Genomic DNA, 21,254 nt, shown 5'->3' with positions numbered 1-21,254 from the left:
ACCGGTCACGTGTCCCCGAGCGCCATCCGCTCGGTGAAGTGGCCGGCGATCACGTCGGCGACCCGCTGCACGCACAGTGCACCGATGGCCTCGGAGAACCCGTGCGGATCACCCATGACCCCGGTGTCCGAGAGCGCCCCGATCCCGCCGGTGAACAGGCGCTCCAGCACGGCGTCGTCGACCGGCCCGCGGTAGCCCCGGGCCAGCTGGTCGGTCCGCACGTCGCCGGGCCGGAGGTGGGCGTACACGGAGGACTCGGCCACGTCCGCGTGCCCGCCGACGTGGTCGGGATCCCCTCCCCCGTCCTCGACGCAGGACCGCCACACCCGGACGAGGCCCAGCAGGTCGGCGAACACCAGCACCCGGCAGTCCGGCCCCACCAGGTCGTCCAGCCGCTGCTCCATCTCCGCCAGCGGCGCGAAGTTCCCGCCGTGCGCGGAGAAGCACAGGATCGTCCGGAAGCCGTGCGCGGCCAGGCTCCGGCAGTAGTCGGAGCAGACGGCCTCGAAGGTCTCCGGCCGGAGGCTGATCGTCCCGGGGAAGGCCATGTGGTGCGGCGACACGCCGACCCGGATCGTCGGGGCGACCAGCGCGGTCCCGAGCCGCCCGGCGACCTCCTGGGCCAGCCGGTCGGCGTGCACGGCGTCCACGTCCAAGGGCAGGTGGCGGCCGTGCTGCTCCACCGCTCCGCACGGGACGACGACGTCGTGCCGTCCCTCGGCGAGCGCGGCCTGGATCTCCCCGAACGTCATCTTCTCGAGCAGCACGGGTCCTCCGGGTGTTCGGCGTCCCGGGACGGCCGGGCACGGGGCGGCCCGGTGCCGAGGGGTGTCGGGACGCGGCTCACGGTGCCACGAGGACGACGGCCTCGATCTCGACGGCGATGTCGAAGGGCAGCTCGGCCATGCCGACGGCGGAACGGGCTCCCCGGCCGGCCTCCCCGAGGACCTCGACGAGCAGGTCCGAGCACCCGTCGATGACGGCGGGGGTCCGGTTGAAGCCGGGGCGGCAGTTGACCATGCCGAACAGCTTGACGACCTGCCGCAGCCGGTCGAGCGTCCCCAGCTCCGCCCGCACGGCGGCCAGCAGCTGGAGGCCGGTGAGCCGGGCTGCCTCCCGCGCGGTGTCCAGGTCCAGCCCGCCGTCCCCCACCTTGCCCGTCACCAGACCGCCGTCCGGCCGGACCGGTCCCATCCCGGACAGGTAGAGCAGGTCCCCGGCAGCCATGGCCGGCACGTAGTTGCCTCCCGGCCCCATCGGCACCGGCAGCTCGATGCCCAGTGCTCCCAACCGCCCGTCGACGTCCATGACCCGATCCTGGCCCTTACCCGGTCGGAGGGGGAGGTCGTCGGCGACGGGCTCCCGGTCCTCCGGGGACCGCGACGCGGGCGCCGTCCGTCACGCCGGCGACGGTCGGTCGCCGGGCGACGTGCGCCGGTACGGTGCCGGCGTGGGACGTCGCCCGGGCGGCGCCGTCCGGAGGGACCGGCCGAGGGGAGTCGCGTGGTCATCGCCCGGTCCGAGGTGCGGCGGGCGGCGGTGCGGATAGCGCCGTACGTGCGCCGCACCCCCACCGCCGTGCTGGCCGGCGACCGGGTCGGCCTGCCGCACGACGTCGTCCTCAAGCTGGAGGGGCTCCAGCACTCCGGCTCCTTCAAGGCCCGTGGCGCCTTCAACACCCTGCTGTCCGCGCAGGTCCCGGCGGCCGGGGTCATCGCGGCGTCCGGCGGCAACCACGGGGCGGCGGTGGCCTACGCCGCCCAGCGGCTCGGGCACCGGGCACGGGTCTTCGTGCCGGCCAACGCCCCCGACGCGAAGCTGGAGCGGATCCGGCGCTACGGCGCCGAGGTCACACCGGTGGGCAGCGACTACGCCGAGGCCTACCGGCGCAGCCTGGACGAGGAGGCCCGCACCGGCGGCCTGCGGGTGCACGCCTACGACCAGCCCGAGGTGGTCACCGGCCAGGGGACGGTCGCCTACGAGCTCAGCCAGCAGGCCCCCGACCTGGACGCCGTCCTCGTGGCCGTCGGCGGAGGCGGCCTGATCGCCGGGTGCGCCAGCTGGTACACCGACAGCGTCCGCGTCGTCGCGGTGGAGCCCGAGCGGGCGCCGACGATGCACGCGGCGCGGGCGGCCGGGAGCCCGGTCGACGTCGAGGTCGGCGGGATCGCCGCGGACGCGCTCGGCGCCCGCCGGCTGGGCAGCATCGCCGCGGAGGTGACCGGCCGCTACGTCAGGGACTCCCTGCTGGTCCCCGACGCCGCCATCCGTCGCGCCCAGGAGGTCCTCTGGGAGGAGGTGCGCGTGCTCGCCGAACCCGGCGGCGCCACCGCCCTCGCGGCGCTGCTCTGCGGTGCGCACGTCGCCGCGCCGGGTGAGCGCGTCGGCGTGCTCGTCTGCGGCGCCAACCTCGACCCGGCCTCGTGGTCGGTGCTGCCCGCGACGGGGGTCTGACCGGTGCCGCCCCTCCATGGCCGGACGGACCCGCGGGTCGTCGCCGGTACCGACCACCGGCCTGCCGGGAGACACTGATGAGCACCGACGCGGTCACCGTCGACCAGGACCTGCTCGGCACCCACGTCGAGCGGCTCGGCGCCATCGGCGACAGCCCGCAGGGCGTGTACCGGTTCGTGTACGACGACGCCTGGCAGCGGGCCCGCGACACCCTCCTCGCCTGGATCGACGAGGCCGGCCTGGAGGGCCGGGTCGACGCGGTGGGCAACGTGTTCGGGCGGCTGCCGGGCTCGGGGGACGGCGTGGTCCTGACCGGCTCCCACGTCGACACCGTGCCCGCCGGCGGGAAGTACGACGGCGCACTCGGCATCGTGGGCGGCCTGGCCGCACTGGCGGCGCTGCGCGCGTACGGCACCCCCGCCACGACCCTGGAGGTCGTCGCCCTGTGCGAGGAGGAGAGCAGCCGCTTCCCCGCCAACTTCTTCGGCACCCGGGCGCTGCTCGGCCTGGTCGCCCCGGACGAGCCCGAGCGGCTCCTGGACCGGGACGGCGTCACGATGGCCGAGGCCATGCGCCGGGCCGGCCTCGACCCCGGCGCCGTGGCCGACGCCGAGCGGCACGACCTCAGCGCCTTCCTCGAGCTGCACGTCGAGCAGGGCCGGGTGCTGGCCGACGAGGGCGTCGACATCGGCCTGGTCGAGGTGATCCCGGCCATCGCCTGGGAGACGATCACCGTCCGCGGCCGGCAGGACCACGCCGGCGGCACCCCGATGGACCTGCGCGCGGACGCCCTGCAGGCGGCCGCGCAGATGGCCCGGGAGATCACCCTGCTCGTCGAGCAGGAGGGCCGGCCCGCGGTGGCCACCACCGGACGCTGGACGGTCGAGCCCGGCCAGCCCAGCGTCGTGCCCGGGCTGGTGCGGTTCTCCCTCGACCTCCGGCACCCCGACCTCGCCGTCCGGGACCGGCTGCTCGACGGCGTGCACCGGATCTGCGCGAGCGTGGCCGGCCGGCACGGAGTGGCCGTCGACGTGGTCCGGGACAAGGACGAGCGGCCGGCGACGATGGACGCCACCCTGCTCGACGTCTGCCGGGACGCCGCCGAGCGGTGCGGCGCGAGCTGGCGGCGGATGCCCAGCGGCGCCGGGCACGACAGCCAGCTGATGGCCACCCGCGTGCCGACGGCGATGGTGTTCGTGCCCAGCGTCGAGGGGCGCTCGCACACCCCGGCCGAGTTCACCTCGCTGCCCGACTGCGCCCGTGGCGCCTCGGTGCTGGCCACCGCCCTGCACCGGCTGGCCTACTGACCGCCCGGGCCCCCCCCCGCGGGCCCGGTGGGAGGGTTCCCCGGAGCTCAGGCCGGAACGGGGACCGCGGCGCCGGTGCCGGCCAGCTCGTCCCGGTGCACCACGCCGTCCTTGACGACGAGCACCACCCGGCCGGTGGCGGTGATGTCGGCCACCGGGTCGCCGTCGACCACCACCAGGTCGGCGAGCCTGCCCACCTCCAGCGTGCCGATCTCCCCGTCCAGGCCCAGGTTGCGCGCAGCGCCGGACGTCGCGGCGACCAGCGCCTGCATCGGGCTCAGCCCGTGCTGCACCATCAGCGCGAGCTCGCGGGCCAGGTCGCCGTGGGCGTTGAACGGCGTCCCGGCGTCGGTGCCCGCGGCGATCCGCATGCCCGAGGTGACCGCCGCCGCGAAGCTCTCCCGCTGCTGCGCCGCCTCCGACTCGGCCTTGTCCACCACCCAGCCGGGGATGCCCTGCGCCCGGCCGTTCCGGACGATCCCGTCGACGGCGAGCATCGTGGGCACCAGGAAGGTGCCCTGGTCGATCGCCAGCTCGAGGAGCTCGTCGTCGAAGTAGAAGCCGTGCTCGACGGAGTCGATCCCGGCGAGCAGGGCGTTGTGGATGCCGGCCCGGCCGATGGCGTGCGTGGTCACCCGCCGGCCGGAGTTGTGCGCCTCCTGCGCGACCACGGCCAGCTCCTCCGGCAGCAGGGCGGTCTGCGTCGGCGTCACGCCGGGGGTGAGCACGCCGCCGGTGGCCATCACCTTGATCACCGCCGCCCCGGCCTTGATCTCGGCCCGGGTGGCCTTGCGGACCTCGTCCGGGCCGTCGGCCTCGCGGCCGATGAAGTGCCCGTGCCCGCCGGTCATCGTGATCACCCGGCCGGCGGCCTGCACCCGCGGGCCGGGGACCGCTCCCCGCGCGATCTCCTTCGCGAGCTCGACGACGATGTCGTCGGCGGCGCCGCAGTCGCGCACCGTCGTCACGCCCGACTGCAGGGTGGTCCAGGCGCTCCGGGCGGCGCGCAGGGTGGCCACCGGCACGGTGTCGCGGGCGACCTGGGCGAACAGGTCCGGCGCACCGTCGGCCGTCAGGTGGACGTGGCAGTTGACGAGACCGGGCAGGACGGTGCGCCCGCCGCCGTCGACCACCGACTCCGGAGCGGTGCTGGGCGCCTGCTCGGCCGGCCCGACCCAGGCGATGCGGCGGCCCTCCACGACCACCGCCTGCCCGGGAACGGGGTCGGCGCCCGTGCCGTCGAGGACCGTCACGTCGCGGAGCAGGAAGCTGGCGGTGGTCATGGGACCTCTCGGGGAGTGGGGGCGAGTCGGCCGAACAGGGCCAGGTCGACGTTGCCGCCGCTGGCCACGGAGACCACCCGGGTGCCGGGCGGCAGGTCCAGGACGCCGGTCATCAGGGCGGCCAGCGGGGCGGCGGCGGACGGCTCGAGCAGCAGCTTGGTCCGCGGCACCGCGAGCGCCAGCGCCCGCAGCACGTCCTCGTCGCTGACCCGCACCACGCGCTCGACGAAGGTGCGCACGTGGTCCAGGGTCAGCTGCGAGCTCATCGGCGCCGCCAGCCCGTCGGCGACGCTGCGGGCGCCCGGCAGCCGCACCGGGCTGCCGGCGTCCAGGCTGCGGGACACCACGTCGGCGGTCTCGGGTTCGATCCCGATGACCCGCACGCCGGGGGCGAGGTCCGCGAGCGCGGCGGCCACGCCGGAGATCAGCCCACCGCCGCCCACCGGCACCAGCACGACCTCGGCGTCCGGCACGTCCTCGGCGATCTCCAGCCCGACGGTGCCGGTGCCGGCCACCACGGCCGGGTCGTCGAAGGGGTGCACCGGGACGCGGCCGGTCTGCGCCACGGTGGCCAGGTAGGTGTCGAGCAGGTCCCCGTCGGCGAGCACCACGTCGGCGCCGTAGGCCCGGCAGGCGGCGACCTTGGCCGCCACCGCGGTCGCGGGCATCACCACCGTGCCGGGCACCCCGACGCTGGCGGCGGCGAAGGCGACGGCGGCGCCCGCGTTGCCGGCCGACACGGTGATCACGCCCCGGGCGCGCTCGGCCGCCGGCAGGGACAGCACCGCGTTGAGCGCACCGCGGGCCTTGAAGCTGCCGGTCCGCTGGAACACCTCGGCCTTGAGGTCCAGCCGCACGCCCCACAGCTCGCCGAGCGTGGTGGACCGCAGCACCGGGGTGCGGTGCACCCGGCCGGCCAGCCGACCGGCGGCCCGCCGCACGTCGTCGATGCCGACCAGCGCGGTCGCGCTCGTGCTCGTGCCGCCGGTCACGCGGCGGGCCGGTCGACGGTCCGCATCCGCGGGTCGAGGGCGTCTCGCAGCCCGTCGCCGAGCAGGTTGAAGGCGAGGATGGCCAGGAAGATCGCGATCCCGGGGAACGTGGTCAGGTGCGGGGCGCTGAAGATGAACTGCCGCCCCTCCCCCAGCATCGTGCCCCACTCGGCGGTGGGTGACTGCACGCCGAGGCCCAGGAACCCGAGCCCGGCGGCGAGCAGGATGCTCACCCCGATGCTCAGCGTGCCGTGCACCAGCACCGGGGTCAGCGAGTTGCGGAAGACGTGCCGGGTGATGATCCGCAGGTCGCTCGCGCCCAGCGCCCGCGCCGCCTCGACGTAGGGCTCCTCGCGCAGGCTCAGCACCGACGAGCGCACCAGCCGGATGATCACCGGGATCACGCTGATGCCCACCGCGATGATCACGTTCTGCAGGCTGACGCCCAGGACGGCGACCAGCGTGAGGGCCAGCAGGATGCTGGTGAAGGCGAACATCATGTCCGCGAACCGGGAGATGGCCAGGTCGGCCCAGCCGCCGTAGTACCCGGCGAGCATCCCCAGCGGCACGCCGAAGACCAGGCCGATGGCCACCGCGAGCACGCCGATCAGCAGCGAGATCCGGGCGCCGTACATCAGCCGGGTGGCGATGTCGCGGCCCAGCTGGTCGGTGCCCAGCCAGTGGTCCCCGGAGGGTCCCTGGATGGAGGCGGCCAGGTCCTGGGCGTTCGGGTCGTAGGGCGAGAGGACCGGGGCCAGGATCGCCAGGCCGACGAACGTCAGGATGATGCCCAGGCCGATCATGGCCGGGGGGTTGTGGCGGAAGCGCCGCCAGGCTCGCATGGGGTCCCCTCCCCGTCAGTACCGGATCCGCGGGTCGACGACGACGTAGAGGACGTCGACGATCACGTTGAGCAGGATGAACACGGCGGCGTAGACCAGCACGATCCCCTGGACGACGGCGAAGTCGCGGGCGCCGATGGAGTCGACGAGCAGCCGCCCGATGCCCGGCCAGCCGAACACGGTCTCGGTGAGCACCGCCCCGCCCAGCAGCGCACCGAACTGCAGGCTGATGACCGTCAGGATCGGGATGAACGCGTTGCGCAGCCCGTGCTTGATGATCACCGTCCTCGGGGCGGCGCCCTTGGCCTCCGCCGTCCGGATGTAGTCCTGGCCGAGCACCTCCAGCATGCTGGCGCGGGTCATCCGGGAGACCAGCGCCGTGGAGAACGCCGCGAGCGTCACCGCCGGGAGCACGATGCTCAGCGGCTCGCCGCTGCCGGCCGCCGGCAGCCAGCCGAGGGTCACCGCGAACAGCAGGATGAGCAGCAGCCCCAGCCAGTAGACCGGCATCGACACGCCCATCATCGCCACGCTGGAGATCGCGTGGTCGAGGAAGGAGCCGCGCCGGACCGCGGCGATCACGCCCGCGGTGATGCCGACCACCGAGCCGATGACCGTGGCGGTGACCGCGAGGATCAGCGTCGCCGGCAGCCGCACCGCGATCTCGCTGGACACCGGCCGCGAGGTCCGCGCGGACTCCCCGAGGTCACCGGTCAGCACCCCGGTGATGAACGACCAGTACTGGCCCAGCAGCGACTGGTCCAGCCCCAGCTGCTCCCGGAGCCGGGCCACCTGCTCCTCGCTGGCGTTCAGCCCGGCGAGCACCCGGGCCGGGTCGCCGGGCAGCACCCGGAGCATCAGGAAGATCAGCACCGACACCCCGAACAGGGTGATCAGCGACAACAGCAGGGTGCGCACGATGTGCGCGGCGGTGCCCTTCATCCCTCGCCTCTCCTCCGTGCCCGTTCGCACGCGGTGCGCCGCCGGCCGGCGGGCCGCCCCCGCCGGACGCGGGGGCGGCCCGGCCGGTCAGCCGACCGGCCGCGCGTAGATGGCGTCGAACTTCTCGGTCGGCGTGGAGCCGATGCCCTCGACGTCGGTCGAGTGGACGATCGGGAACGACTGCGTCCACAGGAAGATCCACGGCGCGTCGTCCCAGATGATCTCCGAGGCGTCGCAGTAGAGCTGCTCCCGGGTGTCCGGGTCGATCTCCACGTCGGCCCGGGTGAGGATCTCCTCGACCTCCGGGTTGGTGTAGAAGGCCGTCCCCAGGCCCGCCGGCGGGTGGGTGGCCTGGCGGAACATCTGCATCTGGAAGTCCGCGTCCAGGTAGGCCGGCGCCCAGCCGAGCAGGTGCATGTCGACGGTCTCGGGCGACGGCGGGGCGTTCACCCGGGCCAGGAACGACGGGAAGTCACTGGTCGTGACGTTGACCGTCAGCCCGACCTCCCGCAGGTAGCCGGCGATGGCCTCGGCGGCCTGGGCGTCCTGCACGTAGCGACCGCTGGGGGTCAGCAGGTCCAGGGTGGCGCCCTCGGCGCCCGCGTCGGCCAGCAGCTGCCGCGCCCGGTCCGGGTCGTGGTCGTAGGACCCGGTCTCGCAGTAGCCGAAGAGGCTGGGTGCCATCGGGGCGTCCATCACCTCGGCGGCACCGAAGAGCACGCTGTCGACGATGGCCTGCTTGTCGACGGCGTAGTTCAGCGCCTGCCGCACCTGCGGGTTGGACAGCAGCGGGTCGTTGTTGTCCAGCGCGATGAAGATGGTGCGGTCGCTGGGGGCGAGCAGCACCTCGACCTCGTCGTTGTCCTGCAGCGCCTCGATGTCCGAGACCGGCGGCAGGATGATCATGTCGACCTGGCCGGCGAGCAGCAGGCTCTCCCGGGTGGCCGCCTCCGGGACGATCCGGAAGCTCACCGTGTCGTAGTGGGGCTCCTCGCCCCAGTAGTCGGCGAACTTCTGCACCGTCACGCTCTCACCGGCGGTGTAGTCCTCGAAGGTGTAGGGCCCGGTGCCGACAGGGTTCTGGTAGTTGAGGTTGGTGTTGCCCTCGGCCTCGACCGAGGCCGGGGAGATCATCCCCGCCGTCGTCACCGACAGGGCGCTGAGGAAGCCCGGCGAGGGCCGGCTCAGGGTGATCTCCACGGTGGACTCGTCGACGGCGGTCACCGACTGGATCACCTCGAAGGGCGAGCCCAGCGGGACGGTGAGCGCCGGGTCGATGATCCGCTCGAGGTTGAACTTGACCGCCTCGGCGTTGAACGGCGTCCCGTCGTGGAACTGCGCGCCCTCGACCAGACCGAGCGTGACGGTCAGCCCGTCCTCGGAGGTCTCGAACGTCTCGGCCAGCCGGGGCCCGACGGTGCCCTCGTCGTCGACGGTCACCAGCGTCTCGACGACGTAGTCGACCATGTTCTGCACCGTGGTCGTCGTCTGCCCGGCCGGGTCGAAGGTGTCCGGGTCGATGCCGACGGCGATGGAGAAGGTGCCGCCGCCTCCCTCGCCGTCCGCCGCGGGCGCCTCGGGGTCCTCGACGCTGCAGGCGCCCACCAGCAGGGCGAGCGCCGCGGCGGCGGCGAGGGACCGGGTCCTGGAGGTGCGGCGGCGTGCTGTCGTGGTGGTGTTCATGGTCTCCCGCTCTGACGGAGTGGCACGGTGGACGGTCCAGGGACGGTGCGGCGCGACATCGGGGACGAGGGCAGGGCGACGGTGCTCACCCGTCCCGGGGCGCTCACGCGATCACCGGCTTGACCTCGGCGAAGTGGCAGGCACTGGGGTGCCCGTGGCCGAAGCGGTCGATCAGGGCCGGCTCCTCCTCGGCGCAGATCTGCTGGGCCTTGGGGCAGCGCGTGCGGAAGTTGCAGCCCGAGGGCGGGTTCGCCGGGCTGGGCACGTCACCGGACAGGATGATCCGTTCCCGGCCGCCCCGCTTGGTGGGGTCGGGGATCGGCACCGCGGAGAGCAGGGCCTGGGTGTAGGGGTGCGTGGGACGCGCGTAGATGTCCGCCCGGTCGCCGATCTCCACGATCTTGCCCAGGTACATGACCGCGACGCGGGCGGAGATGTGCCGGACCACCGCGAGGTCGTGGGCGATGAAGACGAAGGCCAGGCCGAGCCGCGCCTGCAGCTCCTGCAGCAGGTTGACCACCTGCGCCTGGATGGACACGTCCAGCGCCGACACCGGCTCGTCCAGGACCAGGACCTGCGGGTCCAGGGCCAGCGCGCGGGCGATGCCGATCCGCTGACGCTGGCCACCGGAGAACTCGTGCGGGTACCGGTCGGCCTGCACGGCGTCCAGGCCCACCGACTGCAGCAGGGCGTCGACCCGCGATCGCAGCTCCCCGCCGGAGGCCAGCCCGTGGATCTGCAACGCCTCGCCGACGATCCCGCGCACGGTCATCCGCGGGTTGAGCGAGGTGTAGGGGTCCTGGAAGACGAACTGCATCTCCCGGCGGACCGCCTTCATCTGCGACCGGCTGAAGCCGCTGATGTCGTTGCCCTTGAACACGACCCTGCCGGCGGTCGGCTCCAGCAGCTTGACGAGGGTCCGGCCGGTGGTGGTCTTGCCGCAGCCGGACTCCCCCACCAGGCCGAGGGTCTCCCCGGCGGTCAGCGTGAAGCTCACGCCGTCGACCGCGTAGACGGTGCCGACCTGGCGGCGGGTGACCCCGCCGCGGATCGGGAAGTGCGTCTTGAGGTCCTCGACCCGCAGGATCTCCTCGCCGTGCGCCGCCCGCTCGTGCAGGTCCTGCGGCGGTGCGGCGGCGGGGTGGGCTCCCCCGGGGCTCATGTGCCGGTGCTCCCCAGTCCGGCACCCATCTCACGTGCCACCACGGCCATCTCGGCGGGGACCTCCTCGGAGAAGTGGCAGGCGGAGCGCTTCCCGTCGCCGACGTCGTACAGCGGCGGCACCGCCGTGCGGCACGGTTCGCGGCCCCGGGAGACCCGGCAGCGGGGGTGGAAGGAGCACCCCGGCGGCAGGTCGATCAGGTTCGGCGGGGAGCCGGGGATCGGGTCCAGCCGCTGCAGGTCGACGTCCAGCCGCGGCAGGCTGCTCATCAGGCCGAGCGTGTAGGGGTGCCGCGGGGCGGAGAAGATCGAGAAGGCGTCCGCGACCTCCACGACCTTGCCGCCGTACATGACGACCACCCGGTCGGCGTGCTCGGCGATCAGCCCCAGGTCGTGGGTGATGAGGATGGTGGCGGCGTTCGTCCGCTCCTGCGCCGTCCGCAGGACGTCGAGGACCTGCGCCTGGATAGTCACGTCGAGCGCGGTGGTCGGCTCGTCGGCGATGAGCACCTTCGGGTCGTTCGCGATGGCCATCGCGATCATCGCGCGCTGCCGCATCCCGCCGGAGTGCTCGTGGGGGTACTGGTCGTAGCGCCCCTCGGGGTTGGGCACGCCGACCATGGTGAGCAGCTCGATGGCCCGGGACCGCGCCTGGCCGCGGCTGATCGTGCGGTCGTGCAGCAGCAGCGCCTCGGAGATCTGCTGCCCCACGGTGAGCACCGGGTTCAGGCTGGTCATCGGGTCCTGGAAGATCATCCCGATCTCGCTGCCGCGCAGCCGCCGCAGCTCCTTCGGCGACATGGCGAGCAGGTCGCGTCCGTCGAAGAGGATCTCGCCGGCCACGATGCGCCCGGGCGGGCTCTGCACCAGCCCGAGGATGGACATGGCCGTGACGCTCTTGCCCGAGCCGGACTCACCGACGACGCCGAGCGTCTCCCCGGGGTAGAGATCCCAGCTGACGTCGTTGACGGCCTTGACCACTCCGGCGGGGGTGACGAATTCCGTCGTCAGACCCCGGATGGAGAGAACGGGACTGCTCACGAGCAGCGCCTCCTCGACGGATCGGTTGCTGAAAGCTAGGCCACATCGACCCCGTATGGGTGACGCCCGCATAACGGCGGTGGGTCACCACCCGATGTGGCGCGCGTCACGCCGGAGCGTGACGGCATCGTCCGTTCTCAGGGTGGCGACGGCACCGGCTGCCGCCAGACGTCCATCCGCACCGTGCCCGTGGCCCGGCCCCAGGCGTCGAGCAGGCGTCCCATCCGCTTGACGGAGCGGAGCACCACCAGCCGGTCGACCACGTCGGCCTCGGGCACCTGGTGCACCAGCTCCTGCTCGAACCGGTGCACCTCCTCCAGCGAGGGCAGCCAGGCGGTCACGAGCAGGCAGGGCGTGCCGGCGAGCGTGGCGGACAGGCGGACCTGGCGCAGTCGCCCCAGCCGCGAGGCGACGTCGTCCAGCCGGCCGGCCGGTGCGTCGGCCGACAGCACCACCATCACCGGCAGTCCGGCCAGCGGAGCCGCCACCTCCGTCCGCAGGATCACCGCGCCGGAGCCGATCAGCCGGTCGACCCGGCGCCGGGCGGTCGGCTGGCTGATGCCGGTCCCCAGGGCCAGTGCGGCGTAGGAGGCCCGGCCGTCCTCCCCGAGCGCCGACATCAGCTCCCGGTCCACCTCGTCCAGGACGGCGGGGCGGACGAACGGGATGGCGGCGCCAGCCGCCCCGTTGGCGGGCAGCACCCCCAGCCGCCAGGTGCTGCCCTCGGCGTAGAGCCGGGTGGCGATCCGCGCTCTGGTGCCGGTGACGCCGGGCACCCTGTCGAGCCTCTCGAGCAGGTAGCTGCCCAGGGTGGGCAGGTCGACGGCGGCGACGGTCAGGAGCAGGTCCCGGCCACCGGCGGTGATGTCGACCGACAGCGCGTGCGCGTCGCCGGCGAGCTCCTGGGCCACCCGGGTCTTCTCGCTGGGCAGGCAGGTGACGTCGACGTAGGCCAGCACCTGGGCGTGGTGCGAGCCGGGTCCCGGGGTGCCGGTGACCCAGGCGGCGCCGGTGGCCCGCAACCGCTCCCACCTGCGCGACGCGGTGACGGCGTTGGTGCCGACCACCTCCGCGACCGCCGTCCACGGGGCCCGGGGATCGCGTTGCAACGCCTCGGCCAGCGCCAGGTCGTCCTCGTCCAGCGCAACCACTTCTTGCATCCGTGGAGCCTCCCATGACGGATGCCTGCAAATAGCGGGACAACAGGTCACGAGTGCCCGACGATCCGACCAGCGCACTGGGGAGGCCCCCGTGGCCGGGCGTGCGGGGTTCCGCGGGGACCCGGGCACCGTCGGGCACGGTTCGACGAGCGCCAGCGAGGAGAACGAGTGAGCCGGTCAGAGGCACTGCGCGCGGACGCCCACGCGATGGAGGGCGAGCTGGTGGAGCTGCGGCACGAGCTGCACCGGCAGCCGGAGGTGGGGCTGCAGCTGCCCCGTACCCAGGAGACCGTGCTCGCGGCCCTGGACGGCCTGGGGCTGGAGGTGTCGACCGGGACGACGACCACCTCCGTGACCGCGGTGCTGCGCGGCGGCCGGCGGGGCCCGGCGGTGCTGCTGCGCGGCGACATGGACGCGCTGCCGGTGCAGGAGGAGACCGGACTGGACTTCAGCAGCGAGGTCGAGGGCGTGATGCACGCCTGCGGGCACGACCTGCACACCGCGATGCTCGTCGGGGCGGCGCGGCTCCTGCACGCCCACCGCGACACCCTCGCCGGGGACGTGGTGTTCATGTTCCAGCCCGGTGAGGAGGGCTGGGACGGCGCCGGCCACATGCTCGCCGAGGGGGTGCTGGACGCGGCGGGGCAGCGGGTCTCCTCGGCCTACGGCATGCACGTCATGTCGGCGATGGACCCCCGGGGGCGGTTCACCACCCGGGCGGGCACGCTGATGGCCGCCAGCGACGAGCTCCGGGTGACCGTCCGCGGCTCCGGCGGCCACGGCTCGGCACCGCACCTGGCCAAGGACCCGGTCTCCGTGGCCGCGCAGCTGGTCGGCGACCTGCAGACGATGGTCACCCGCACGTTCGACGTCTTCGACCCGGTCGTCGTCACCGTCGGTCTCTTCCGGGCCGGTACCAAGCGGAACATCATCCCGGACGAGGCGACCTTCCAGGCCACCGTCCGCACGTTCTCCGCCGAGGCCCGGGACAGGATGCGCGAGGCGTCGGTGCGCCTCTGCCGCTCGGTGGCCGCCGGCTACGGCCTGGAGGCCGACGCGCAGTACCTCGAGGAGTACCCGCTCACGGTGAACGCACCCGACCACACCGCGTTCGCCGCGGAGGTCGTGACGGAGGTGTTCGGCGCGGAGCGGTACGCGCCGAGGGTGTTCCCGCACGCCGGGTCCGAGGACTTCTCCCGGGTGCTGGAGGAGGTCCCCGGCTGCTACCTGTTCCTCGGCGCCGCCGTCGGCGAGGACTGGTCCACGGCTCCCAACAACCACAGCCCCCGGGCGCAGTTCAGCGACGCGGTGCTGGCCGACGGCGTGCTGCTGCACGCCGAGCTGGCGGTGCGCGCGCTCGACCGGGATGCCGCCGGGACGGCCGCGGCGGCCGGCTGACGTCGGGCTCGGCCGGGCCGGTGGCCCCGCCCGGGCTCCCCGGCGTCGCGGCTCCCCGAGCGCTCCCCGGCTACGCGGTCACGGGTACCGCCCAGGGCTCGACGGCCATCGGGGTCTCCTGCGCGTCAGACACTCGTCGTCGCACCGACAGACGCTCGTCGCTCGCGCGGCCGGGCGTTGCCCTGGCATGCCAGTGGGTCCTGCGTGGTGACGCAGTCAGCCGCGGGGGTCGGTGCGGTCGCGCAGCAGGTCGAGGACCGGGCTGTACATGCGGGTCTTGATGGTGGCGAGGGTCGTGCCGGCCTTGCCGACCTGAGCGGCGGCGAGTTGCTGGGCGGTGGAGCGGACGGCGTCCTCGGGAACGGCATGATCGACGATGCCGGCGGTGAGCGCGTCGCCGCCGCCGTAGCGGCGCGCGGTGGTCATCGCCTCGTGGGCGGTCTGCGGAACCAGCCGGGCCTGGATGAGTGCGGACATGCCGCGAGTGAACGGGATGTCGATGGCTGCCTCGGGCAGGCACCAGAAGCCGCGGTCGGCGCGCATCACCCGCAGGTCGTGAGCGAGGGACAGCATGGCGCCGGCGGCGAAGGTGTGCCCCTGCAGCGCTGCCACGGTGATCACCGGCAGTGCCAGCACCCGGGCCAGCAGCGCGTGGACGTCACGGACGTACTCCTCGTGCTGGTCGGGATGGGCGCCCAGCCAGTCCAGGTCCAGGCCGTTGGAGAAGAACTTGCCCGTAGCGACGGTGACCAGGGCACGCGACCCGTCGGTTCCCTCGACCTCGTCGAGGGCGGCGCCGACCGCGGCCAGCCAGTCGGGGTGGAAGCGGTTCTCGGTGTCGCCGAGGTCGAGGACGAAGACGTCGTCGTGACGTTCCAGCGTGGGCATCGGGGCTCCTCCGGGGTGGTGTGGCGGTGCGCGCGTGCTGACGTGCTCAGTGCGGTGGGCCGCAGTCGAGAACGGCGCCGACGGCGGCGGCGAGCTGGACCCGGGTGTGCGGATGGACGCGCCCGGTGCGGATCTCGCGGAACAGCAGCGCCGCGGGCAGCCGCACCACGCAGACGGTGACGACGTCCACCGCGGCGGCATCACCGCGGTCCCAGACGGCCCGGGCCAGCCGGCGCAGGGTGGCGGCGAGGGTGGTGTCGAGCGCCCGCAGCTCCTCGGCGACCGGTGCGGCCACCGAGTCGGTGAGCACGTCGTCGCGCTGCAGGGCGACCAGCAGCTGCGCGGCGCGCTGGTCGTCGTCGTCGGCGAGCCGAGCCGGCGCGTCGGCCGCGGCCTGCACCGCCCGCCGGCCGTCGCCGGCGGCCAGCGCCTGCTCCACGGCTGTGGCCATCTGCCGCGCCGTGGCGCCGCGTCGTGGAGGGAGAGCTTCGGCGTGCCGACCGACCCTGCTACGGCAGTGGCAGCCGAACAGGACACGCCCGGTCAGTGCGCCCACGTCCCGGCTAGCAGACCTGGCGGTCGGTCGGCCCGGCGGGTCACGAGGCCGGGTGCATGCCTCTCCGGGCCTGCGGGGCCCTCGGGACACCGCCGTGACACGCCAGGCCGCGGATCAGCGCCGGGACCGGTCCCCCTGCTACGGGCGGGAGGACACCTGCGTGTCGTCCTGCTGATCCGCAGCGACCCAGGGCTCGGCGCTGCCGCTGCCGGACATCCGGAAGTCAGGGTCGTGCTTGAGGATCTCGCGGCGCGCGATGGTCATCTTGTGCACCTCGTCCGGCCCGTCGGCGATGCGGAGCGTGCGCTGGTGGGCGTACATCTCGGCCAGGGGCGTGAACTGCGTGACGCCGGCCGCGCCGTGCACCTGGATCGCGCGGTCGATGACCTTCAGCACGATGTTCGGCACGGCGACCTTGATCCCGGAGATCTCGGTCGCAGCGGCCTTGTTGCCGACGGTGTCCATGAGGTGGGCGGTGTGCAGGACGTACCGGCGCGCCATGTCGATCTCGATGCGCGACTCGGCGATCCAGTCCTGCACGACGCCCTTGTGCGCCACGAGCGTCCCGAACGTCTCCCGCTGCAGCGCGCGCTGCACCATGAGGCCGAGGGCGCGCTCCGCGGCGCCGATCGAGCGCATGCAGTGGTGGATGCGGCCGGGTCCCAGCCGTGCCTGCGAGATGGCGAAGCCGCTGCCCTCCTGCCCGAGCAGGTTGCCCGCCGGGACGTGCACGTCCTCGAAGACGACCTCGGGGTGCCCGCCGCGGTCGGCGTAGCCGAACACCGTCGGGCTGCGGCCGAACGAGATGCCGGGGGTGTCCTTGGGGACGACGATCATCGACTGCTGGGTGTGCCGCGGCGCCCGCGGGTCGGTCTTGCCCATGACGACGAGGACCTGACACCGCTCGCCCAGCGCGCCGGAGCTGAACCACTTGCGGCCGTCGAGGACGTACTCGTCGCCGTCGCGCTCGATGCGCAGACTGATGTTCGTCGCGTCCGACGAGGCCGAGTCGGGCTCGGTCATGCAGAACGCGGAGCGGATCTCGCCCTCCAGCAGCGGCAGCAGCCACCGCTGCCTGACCTCCTCCGACCCGTAGAGGTTCAGGACCTCCATGTTGCCGGTGTCGGGCGCGTTGCAGTTGAGCGCCTCGGAGGCGAAGCCGACCTTGCCGAGCTCCTCGGAGATCGGCGCGTAGTCCAGGTTCGACAGCTTCGTGCCGGGGTGGTCGGGTGCGAGGTGCGGCAGGAACAGGTTCCACAGCCCACGCTCGCGCGCGGCCGCCTTGAGCTCGTCCATGATCGGCGGGTAGCCGGCCGGCCCCACCTGCTCGAGCTGCTGGTGGTACGCCCGCTCGTTCGGATAGACGTGGTCCGCCATGAACCGCCGGACCTCGCTCAGGGCCGCCGTGCCCCGCTCGCTGAACTGCATGATCTGCCTCTCCCCGGCTGTCGTGTCCACCGCGTCGGCGGGTCCCCGCCGGTCCCGGGCAGGACCGGCTCGCGGACCCCGCCCCGCAGTGGCGCGGCGGATGGCGACCGCACGACCGCCGTCCCGTTGGGAGACCATGGTGACTCCTGCCACCGCCGGACGTCAGCAGGCGCGGCTCCCGGTGGACGGCGGCGGGGGTCGACACCGGTGGGTGTGGCTCGTCGGAGGCGCGGACCCGCACGGAGGCCTCGGTCTGCTCGCCCCGGCTGTGCGCGACGTGGAGGCGACCGTGGTCCGCCCCCCGCGTCAGCGCCTGAGAGCTGGTGGGTGCGCCTGCCGTCCGGTGAGCCGTTGGAGGATGACGGCGTGTGCACCGTGGTCATCCGCTGGTCCGACGGGCAGCCGGTCCGGATCCTCGCCCTGCGCGACGAGCTGGCCACCCGCCCCTTCGACGACCCTGGTCGCTGGTGGCCCGAGTACCCCGACGTCGTCGCAGGGCGCGACCGCATCGCCGGAGGGACGTGGTGCGCGACCCGGATCGACACCGGGGCCACCGCGCTCGTGCTCAACCGGCCGCAGAGACGTGTGGCCGATCCCGGGGCGTCGAGCCGGGGGATCCTGCCGCTGCTCGGCGTCGCCCACGGCACGGAGTGGCGCGCGCACCTCGAGCTCGCCGGCATGGCCGGCTTCCTGCTCGTCCTGGCGACGCCCGAGCAACTCGTCACCTGGGACTTCGACGGCGTGCGGCTCCAGGAGAGCCGACACCCCGAGGGAACCGTCATGGTCACCTCCGGTGGGCTCGAGGACCGCAAGGCCGAGCGTCACCTCGGCTCCTTCCGGGCGGCCGGCCATCCCGAGGAGTGGCGCCGACTGGTCCAGAGCGCGCCACCGAGGGACGACCCCGGCGCCCTGGTCGTGCACCACGAGGAGGACGGCCAGGTCTTCGCGACCGTCTTCGGCGAGCTGATCGAGGCCCGGCCCGGTCGACTACGGCTGTCCTACAGCCGGGAGCCCTGGACCCGACGGTCCTGGGACACCCTCGCCGTCGGCTAGTACGGCAACGGCACTCCAGCGGTGCTCGTCCGCGGGCCGGGTGGTGGGGGCCTCCGGATCCGCCTGCCGGCCGCGTCGCGTCGGCAGCGGACTCCGGGCGGCGACGACGGCCTGCGACCCGTCCACGGTCGCCCCCGGCTCCTTGTCCCGCCCGCCCGGCCTCGGCAGACTCGCCCTCTCGGTGTCCCTCACGAGGAAGGGCGGACGACGTCCATGACCGATGATCTCGCCTACGCCACCGCGACCGAGCTCGCCGCCCGCATCCGACGTCGCGACCTCTCCCCCGTCGAGCTCCTCGACGCCGTCATCGCCCGGGTCGAGGCGCGCAACCCCAGCCTGAACGCGCTGGTCTTCACCGCCTTCGACGAGGCCCGGGACCGGGCGCGGCAGGCCGAGCGGGCCCTCACCTCCGGCGCGGCGATCGGCCCCCTGCACGGGGTCCCGACCGCGATCAAGGACCTGTTCGACTTCAAGCCCGGGTGGCCCGCGACGTTCGGTGGGATCCGTGCGCTCGAGAGCTTCAGCGTCCCCGCCCGCTGCACCTACGCGGAACGGATGGAGGCCGCCGGCGCCATCCTGGTCGGCAAGACCAACAGCCCCGTGATGGGCTTCCGCGGCACGTGCGACAACTACCTGTTCGGCCCCTCCCGCAACCCCTTCGACCCGACGAGGAACACCGGGGGCTCCTCCGGTGGCAGCGCCGCCGCCGTCGCGGACGGGCTCCTCCCCCTGGCCGAGGGCACGGACGGCGGTGGCTCCATCCGCATCCCCGCGGCCTGGTGCGGCCTGTACGGCTACAAGGCGTCCTTCGGCCGCGTACCGCAGACCGCTCGCCCGAACGCCTTCGGCTCCCTCAACCCGTTCCTGTTCGAGGGTGCGCTGACCCGCACCGTGGACGACGCGGCCCTCGCCCTCGACGTGCTCGCCGGTTACGACGACCGGGACCCCTTCGCCCTCGACGACCCCACCACCTTCGCCGGGGCCACGCGCCGGTCGATCAGCGGCTGGCGGATCGCCTACAGCCCCGACTTCGGCGGCTACCCGGTCGACCGGCGGGTCGCCGCCGTCGTGCAGCAGGCGGTGCGTGCCTTCGAGGACGCCGGCGCCGTCGTGGAGGAGGTCGACCTCACGTTCGACCACGACCAGCGCGAGCTCAGCGACCTGTGGTGCCGCATGATCGCGCCGCTCAACATCGAGGGCCTCGAGGGGATCGCGGCCCAGGGTGTGGACGTGCTCGGCGAGCACCGCGACGACCTCCCGCCGGAGTACCTGCGCTGGATCGACGAGGGTCGCCGGCTCAGTGCGCTCGACGTGCTCGGCGACCAGCGGGTGCGCACCCACGTGTACGACCGGGTCCAGCAGGTCCTGCGCTCCCACGACCTGCTGGTCACCCCGACCCTCGCCGCGCTGCCCGTGGTCAACGCCGAGGACGGCAACACGGTCGGCCCGAGCAGCATCGAGGGCGTCGACGTCGACCCGCTCATCGGCTGGTGCCTCACCTACCTGGTCAACTTCACCGGGCACCCGGCCGCCTCGATCCCCGCCGGGGACGTCGACGGGTTGCCGGTCGGCATGCAGCTGATCGGCCGTCGCTACGGCGATTCCGACGTCCTCGCCGCCAGCGCGGTCTACGAACGCCTGCGTCCCTGGCACAGCACCTACGCCCGGTGCGCGGACCGGCCGCTCAGCTGACCCGGCATCGTCCTGGCGCTCCTGCAGGTCAGGGAGGCGTCGCCGAGGTGGACGCGAGGGACGACGCGGTTCCGCTGAGCCCCTGCACGGTCGGCGGTCCTCCGGATCGGGCTCTCAGCGGGCCAGCGCGACGAGCGGCTCGACCAGGTCGGCGGGCGGGGGCATCGCCGCGATCTCCGCGGCGACCTCCTGCGCGTTCCGCCTCAGGACCGGATCGCCCACCACCCGCTCGAGCGTCGCGGTGGTGATCTCCCTCGCGGGCACGGCCAGCCCGGCGCCCCGGGCCGCGACCAGCCGTGCGTGCACGGTGCGGTCGCCGGCACCGGGCACCACGACCTGCGGCACGCCGGCGGCCAGTGCGCTCAACACCGAGCCGGCACCCCCGTGGTGGACCATGCCCGCGACGCGAGGGAGGACGTCGGCGAACGGCACCCAGCCCGTGACCGTGACGTTCGCCGGCAGGGGACGGCGGGCGACGCGACGAGCAGGCCGCACCAGGACGACGTCGACCTCGGCGCCCCTGGCCGCCGCCACCACGCGGGGCGTCATCCGGTCGGGCCGGGGGTCGGCCACCGTGGACCGGCTGACCAGCACGACGGGCCGCGTGCCGGACGTGGGGAGACTCGTGTGCCCGTCGCCGCCTCGCGGTGCGGGCACGTACCGCATGGGCCTGCCCCGCCGCCTCCCCACCAGGCTCGCTGGAACGGCGACCACCGCGTCGGCCGGTCCGGGGATGGCGTCGACGCCGTAGCGGCGGGCGAGTCCGGCCAGGCGCGGGGTCACCGCGGAGGAGAGCTCCCGCCCGTCGAAGACCAGCGCGTCGACGAGGACAGCCGGTACCCCGAGGCGCGCCGCCACCAGGGCACCGAGCGGTGCGAGCCCCTCGTGCAGCACCAGGCCGGGCCGCCACGCGTCGGCGAGCGCCACCGTGCGTTCGGTCATGCGCTCGGCCAGGGGGGCGAAGGTGCAGCCGAGAGAGGCCGTGCCGTCGTCCCCGGCCAGGACGTGCCTCATGCGGATCGGGTGCGGGAGCAGGGCGCGCAGGAGGGTCCGCTGCACGTCCAGGCCCGGGGCGACGTCCCGGACCGCAACACCCACCCCGCGCGCCGCGCCGACGCCGTCCTCGGCCGTGGCGACGAGGACGTCGTGACCGGCATCCCGGAACGCCAGGGCGAGCGGCACCAACGGCAGCACGTGCCCCACCATCGGGGACGCGACGAACAGCGCCCGCATCCCCGCAGACTCGTCGCGTCGGGCTCCCGGGACAAGGGAGCGCGGCGCCGAGCGCGCCGCCCAGGATCCCACTCGGGGGAAGGCGCCCGGCGGGTGCCGGAGCCGGGCCGGGTGGTCCCCGGGCGGGGGTGCGCTGGTCAC

Annotated in this window: 19 protein-coding genes; 5 read left to right on the top strand and 14 right to left on the bottom strand. The window is 74.0% G+C overall.

Annotated features, from left to right (window positions below):
* Positions 1-5: 5 nt before the first annotated feature.
* Together JOD57_RS24815 and JOD57_RS24810 are read right to left on the bottom strand one after the other, a co-directional pair.
* Complete coding sequence (locus JOD57_RS24815; RefSeq protein ID WP_204694466.1) at positions 6-767, bottom strand: creatininase family protein; 762 nt, start codon at positions 765-767, stop codon at positions 6-8.
* A 76-nt stretch (positions 768-843) separates the two neighbouring features.
* Positions 844-1,308 carry a RidA family protein gene (locus tag JOD57_RS24810; protein WP_204694465.1) on the bottom strand — a complete coding sequence of 155 codons (465 nt, stop codon included), beginning with the start codon at positions 1,306-1,308 and terminating at the stop codon, positions 844-846.
* A 195-nt stretch (positions 1,309-1,503) separates the two neighbouring features.
* Between JOD57_RS24810 and JOD57_RS24805 the strand changes: the two genes are divergently transcribed.
* Together JOD57_RS24805 and JOD57_RS24800 are read left to right on the top strand one after the other, a co-directional pair.
* Positions 1,504-2,454, top strand: coding sequence for a threonine/serine dehydratase (locus JOD57_RS24805; RefSeq protein WP_204694464.1), 951 nt, complete (start codon positions 1,504-1,506; stop codon positions 2,452-2,454).
* Positions 2,455-2,531: 77 nt separating this feature from the next.
* On the top strand, positions 2,532-3,761 hold the full coding sequence (locus JOD57_RS24800) for a M20 family metallo-hydrolase (protein ID WP_204694463.1): 1,230 nt from the start codon (positions 2,532-2,534) through the stop codon (positions 3,759-3,761).
* Between the two features lie 47 nt (positions 3,762-3,808).
* Here the strand turns inward: JOD57_RS24800 and JOD57_RS24795 are convergent, their stop codons facing one another.
* The 8 genes from JOD57_RS24795 to JOD57_RS24760 form a co-directional block, all read right to left on the bottom strand.
* The gene (locus JOD57_RS24795) at positions 3,809-5,044 is read right to left on the bottom strand and encodes a metal-dependent hydrolase family protein (RefSeq protein WP_204694462.1); all 1,236 of its coding nucleotides are present in this window, start codon (positions 5,042-5,044) and stop codon (positions 3,809-3,811) included.
* Positions 5,041-6,036 carry a pyridoxal-phosphate dependent enzyme gene (locus JOD57_RS24790; RefSeq protein ID WP_204694461.1) on the bottom strand — a complete coding sequence of 332 codons (996 nt, stop codon included), beginning with the start codon at positions 6,034-6,036 and terminating at the stop codon, positions 5,041-5,043. The genes JOD57_RS24795 and JOD57_RS24790 overlap by 4 nt, the downstream gene beginning before the upstream one ends.
* Entirely contained in the window at positions 6,033-6,878 is an 846-nt protein-coding gene (locus JOD57_RS24785; RefSeq protein WP_204694460.1) for an ABC transporter permease, read from the bottom strand. The genes JOD57_RS24790 and JOD57_RS24785 overlap by 4 nt, the downstream gene beginning before the upstream one ends.
* Before the next feature lie 15 nt (positions 6,879-6,893).
* Positions 6,894-7,820 carry an ABC transporter permease gene (locus JOD57_RS24780; protein ID WP_204694459.1) on the bottom strand — a complete coding sequence of 309 codons (927 nt, stop codon included), beginning with the start codon at positions 7,818-7,820 and terminating at the stop codon, positions 6,894-6,896.
* An 87-nt stretch (positions 7,821-7,907) separates the two neighbouring features.
* Positions 7,908-9,503, bottom strand: coding sequence for an ABC transporter substrate-binding protein (locus JOD57_RS24775; RefSeq protein ID WP_204694458.1), 1,596 nt, complete (start codon positions 9,501-9,503; stop codon positions 7,908-7,910).
* Between the two features lie 103 nt (positions 9,504-9,606).
* Positions 9,607-10,665, bottom strand: a complete 1,059-nt coding sequence (locus tag JOD57_RS24770; protein WP_204694457.1) for an ABC transporter ATP-binding protein — start codon at positions 10,663-10,665, stop codon at positions 9,607-9,609.
* The gene (locus JOD57_RS24765) at positions 10,662-11,705 is read right to left on the bottom strand and encodes an ABC transporter ATP-binding protein (protein ID WP_307824928.1); all 1,044 of its coding nucleotides are present in this window, start codon (positions 11,703-11,705) and stop codon (positions 10,662-10,664) included. Before JOD57_RS24765 ends, JOD57_RS24770 begins: the two co-directional genes overlap by 4 nt.
* A gap of 137 nt (positions 11,706-11,842) precedes the next feature.
* On the bottom strand, positions 11,843-12,865 hold the full coding sequence (locus tag JOD57_RS24760; protein WP_204694455.1) for an Lrp/AsnC family transcriptional regulator: 1,023 nt from the start codon (positions 12,863-12,865) through the stop codon (positions 11,843-11,845).
* A 168-nt stretch (positions 12,866-13,033) separates the two neighbouring features.
* Here JOD57_RS24760 and JOD57_RS24755 point away from each other — a divergent pair, with 168 nt between their 5' ends.
* Entirely contained in the window at positions 13,034-14,263 is a 1,230-nt protein-coding gene (locus tag JOD57_RS24755) for a M20 metallopeptidase family protein (RefSeq protein ID WP_307824927.1), read from the top strand.
* Positions 14,264-14,479: 216 nt separating this feature from the next.
* On the opposite strand, the gene JOD57_RS24750 is transcribed toward JOD57_RS24755, so the two are convergent.
* The 3 genes from JOD57_RS24750 to JOD57_RS24740 all read right to left on the bottom strand — a co-directional run bounded on the left by JOD57_RS24750 (position 14,480) and on the right by JOD57_RS24740 (position 17,135).
* Positions 14,480-15,151, bottom strand: coding sequence for an enoyl-CoA hydratase-related protein (locus tag JOD57_RS24750; RefSeq protein ID WP_204694454.1), 672 nt, complete (start codon positions 15,149-15,151; stop codon positions 14,480-14,482).
* 46 nt (positions 15,152-15,197) lie between these two features.
* Complete coding sequence (locus JOD57_RS24745; RefSeq protein ID WP_204694453.1) at positions 15,198-15,602, bottom strand: hypothetical protein; 405 nt, start codon at positions 15,600-15,602, stop codon at positions 15,198-15,200.
* Between the two features lie 243 nt (positions 15,603-15,845).
* The gene (locus JOD57_RS24740) at positions 15,846-17,135 is read right to left on the bottom strand and encodes an acyl-CoA dehydrogenase family protein (RefSeq protein ID WP_204694452.1); all 1,290 of its coding nucleotides are present in this window, start codon (positions 17,133-17,135) and stop codon (positions 15,846-15,848) included.
* A 366-nt stretch (positions 17,136-17,501) separates the two neighbouring features.
* Here JOD57_RS24740 and JOD57_RS24735 point away from each other — a divergent pair, with 366 nt between their 5' ends.
* Both JOD57_RS24735 and JOD57_RS24730 read left to right on the top strand, forming a co-directional pair.
* Positions 17,502-18,188 carry an NRDE family protein gene (locus tag JOD57_RS24735; RefSeq protein ID WP_307824926.1) on the top strand — a complete coding sequence of 229 codons (687 nt, stop codon included), beginning with the start codon at positions 17,502-17,504 and terminating at the stop codon, positions 18,186-18,188.
* 213 nt (positions 18,189-18,401) lie between these two features.
* Positions 18,402-19,880 carry an amidase gene (locus tag JOD57_RS24730; RefSeq protein ID WP_204694451.1) on the top strand — a complete coding sequence of 493 codons (1,479 nt, stop codon included), beginning with the start codon at positions 18,402-18,404 and terminating at the stop codon, positions 19,878-19,880.
* Between the two features lie 114 nt (positions 19,881-19,994).
* On the opposite strand, the gene JOD57_RS24725 is transcribed toward JOD57_RS24730, so the two are convergent.
* The gene (locus JOD57_RS24725; protein WP_204694450.1) at positions 19,995-21,113 is read right to left on the bottom strand and encodes a glycosyltransferase; all 1,119 of its coding nucleotides are present in this window, start codon (positions 21,111-21,113) and stop codon (positions 19,995-19,997) included.
* Positions 21,114-21,254: the final 141 nt, after the last annotated feature.

The sequence above is a fragment of the Geodermatophilus bullaregiensis genome (assembly GCF_016907675.1).
In the GTDB taxonomy this organism is placed as follows: Bacteria; Actinomycetota; Actinomycetes; order Mycobacteriales; family Geodermatophilaceae; genus Geodermatophilus; species Geodermatophilus bullaregiensis.
Note: the sequence above shows the minus strand (reverse complement) of the source record. Positions and strands in the feature narration are given on the sequence as shown.

What these genes read in the sequence shown, in the direction of transcription:
- JOD57_RS24810 (WP_204694465.1), bottom strand. Translation starts at nt 1,308, where the DNA reads ATGGACGTCGACGGGCGGTTGGGAGCACTGGGCATCGAGCTGCCGGTG.
- JOD57_RS24800 (WP_204694463.1), top strand. Translation starts at nt 2,532, where the DNA reads ATGAGCACCGACGCGGTCACCGTCGACCAGGACCTGCTCGGCACCCAC.
- JOD57_RS24795 (WP_204694462.1), bottom strand. Translation starts at nt 5,044, where the DNA reads ATGACCACCGCCAGCTTCCTGCTCCGCGACGTGACGGTCCTCGACGGC.
- JOD57_RS24785 (WP_204694460.1), bottom strand. Translation starts at nt 6,878, where the DNA reads ATGCGAGCCTGGCGGCGCTTCCGCCACAACCCCCCGGCCATGATCGGC.
- JOD57_RS24780 (WP_204694459.1), bottom strand. Translation starts at nt 7,820, where the DNA reads ATGAAGGGCACCGCCGCGCACATCGTGCGCACCCTGCTGTTGTCGCTG.
- JOD57_RS24775 (WP_204694458.1), bottom strand. Translation starts at nt 9,503, where the DNA reads ATGAACACCACCACGACAGCACGCCGCCGCACCTCCAGGACCCGGTCC.
- JOD57_RS24770 (WP_204694457.1), bottom strand. Translation starts at nt 10,665, where the DNA reads ATGAGCCCCGGGGGAGCCCACCCCGCCGCCGCACCGCCGCAGGACCTG.
- JOD57_RS24760 (WP_204694455.1), bottom strand. Translation starts at nt 12,865, where the DNA reads ATGCAAGAAGTGGTTGCGCTGGACGAGGACGACCTGGCGCTGGCCGAG.
- JOD57_RS24750 (WP_204694454.1), bottom strand. Translation starts at nt 15,151, where the DNA reads ATGCCCACGCTGGAACGTCACGACGACGTCTTCGTCCTCGACCTCGGC.
- JOD57_RS24745 (WP_204694453.1), bottom strand. Translation starts at nt 15,602, where the DNA reads ATGGCCACAGCCGTGGAGCAGGCGCTGGCCGCCGGCGACGGCCGGCGG.
- JOD57_RS24740 (WP_204694452.1), bottom strand. Translation starts at nt 17,135, where the DNA reads ATGCAGTTCAGCGAGCGGGGCACGGCGGCCCTGAGCGAGGTCCGGCGG.
- JOD57_RS24730 (WP_204694451.1), top strand. Translation starts at nt 18,402, where the DNA reads ATGACCGATGATCTCGCCTACGCCACCGCGACCGAGCTCGCCGCCCGC.
- JOD57_RS24725 (WP_204694450.1), bottom strand. Translation starts at nt 21,113, where the DNA reads ATGCGGGCGCTGTTCGTCGCGTCCCCGATGGTGGGGCACGTGCTGCCG.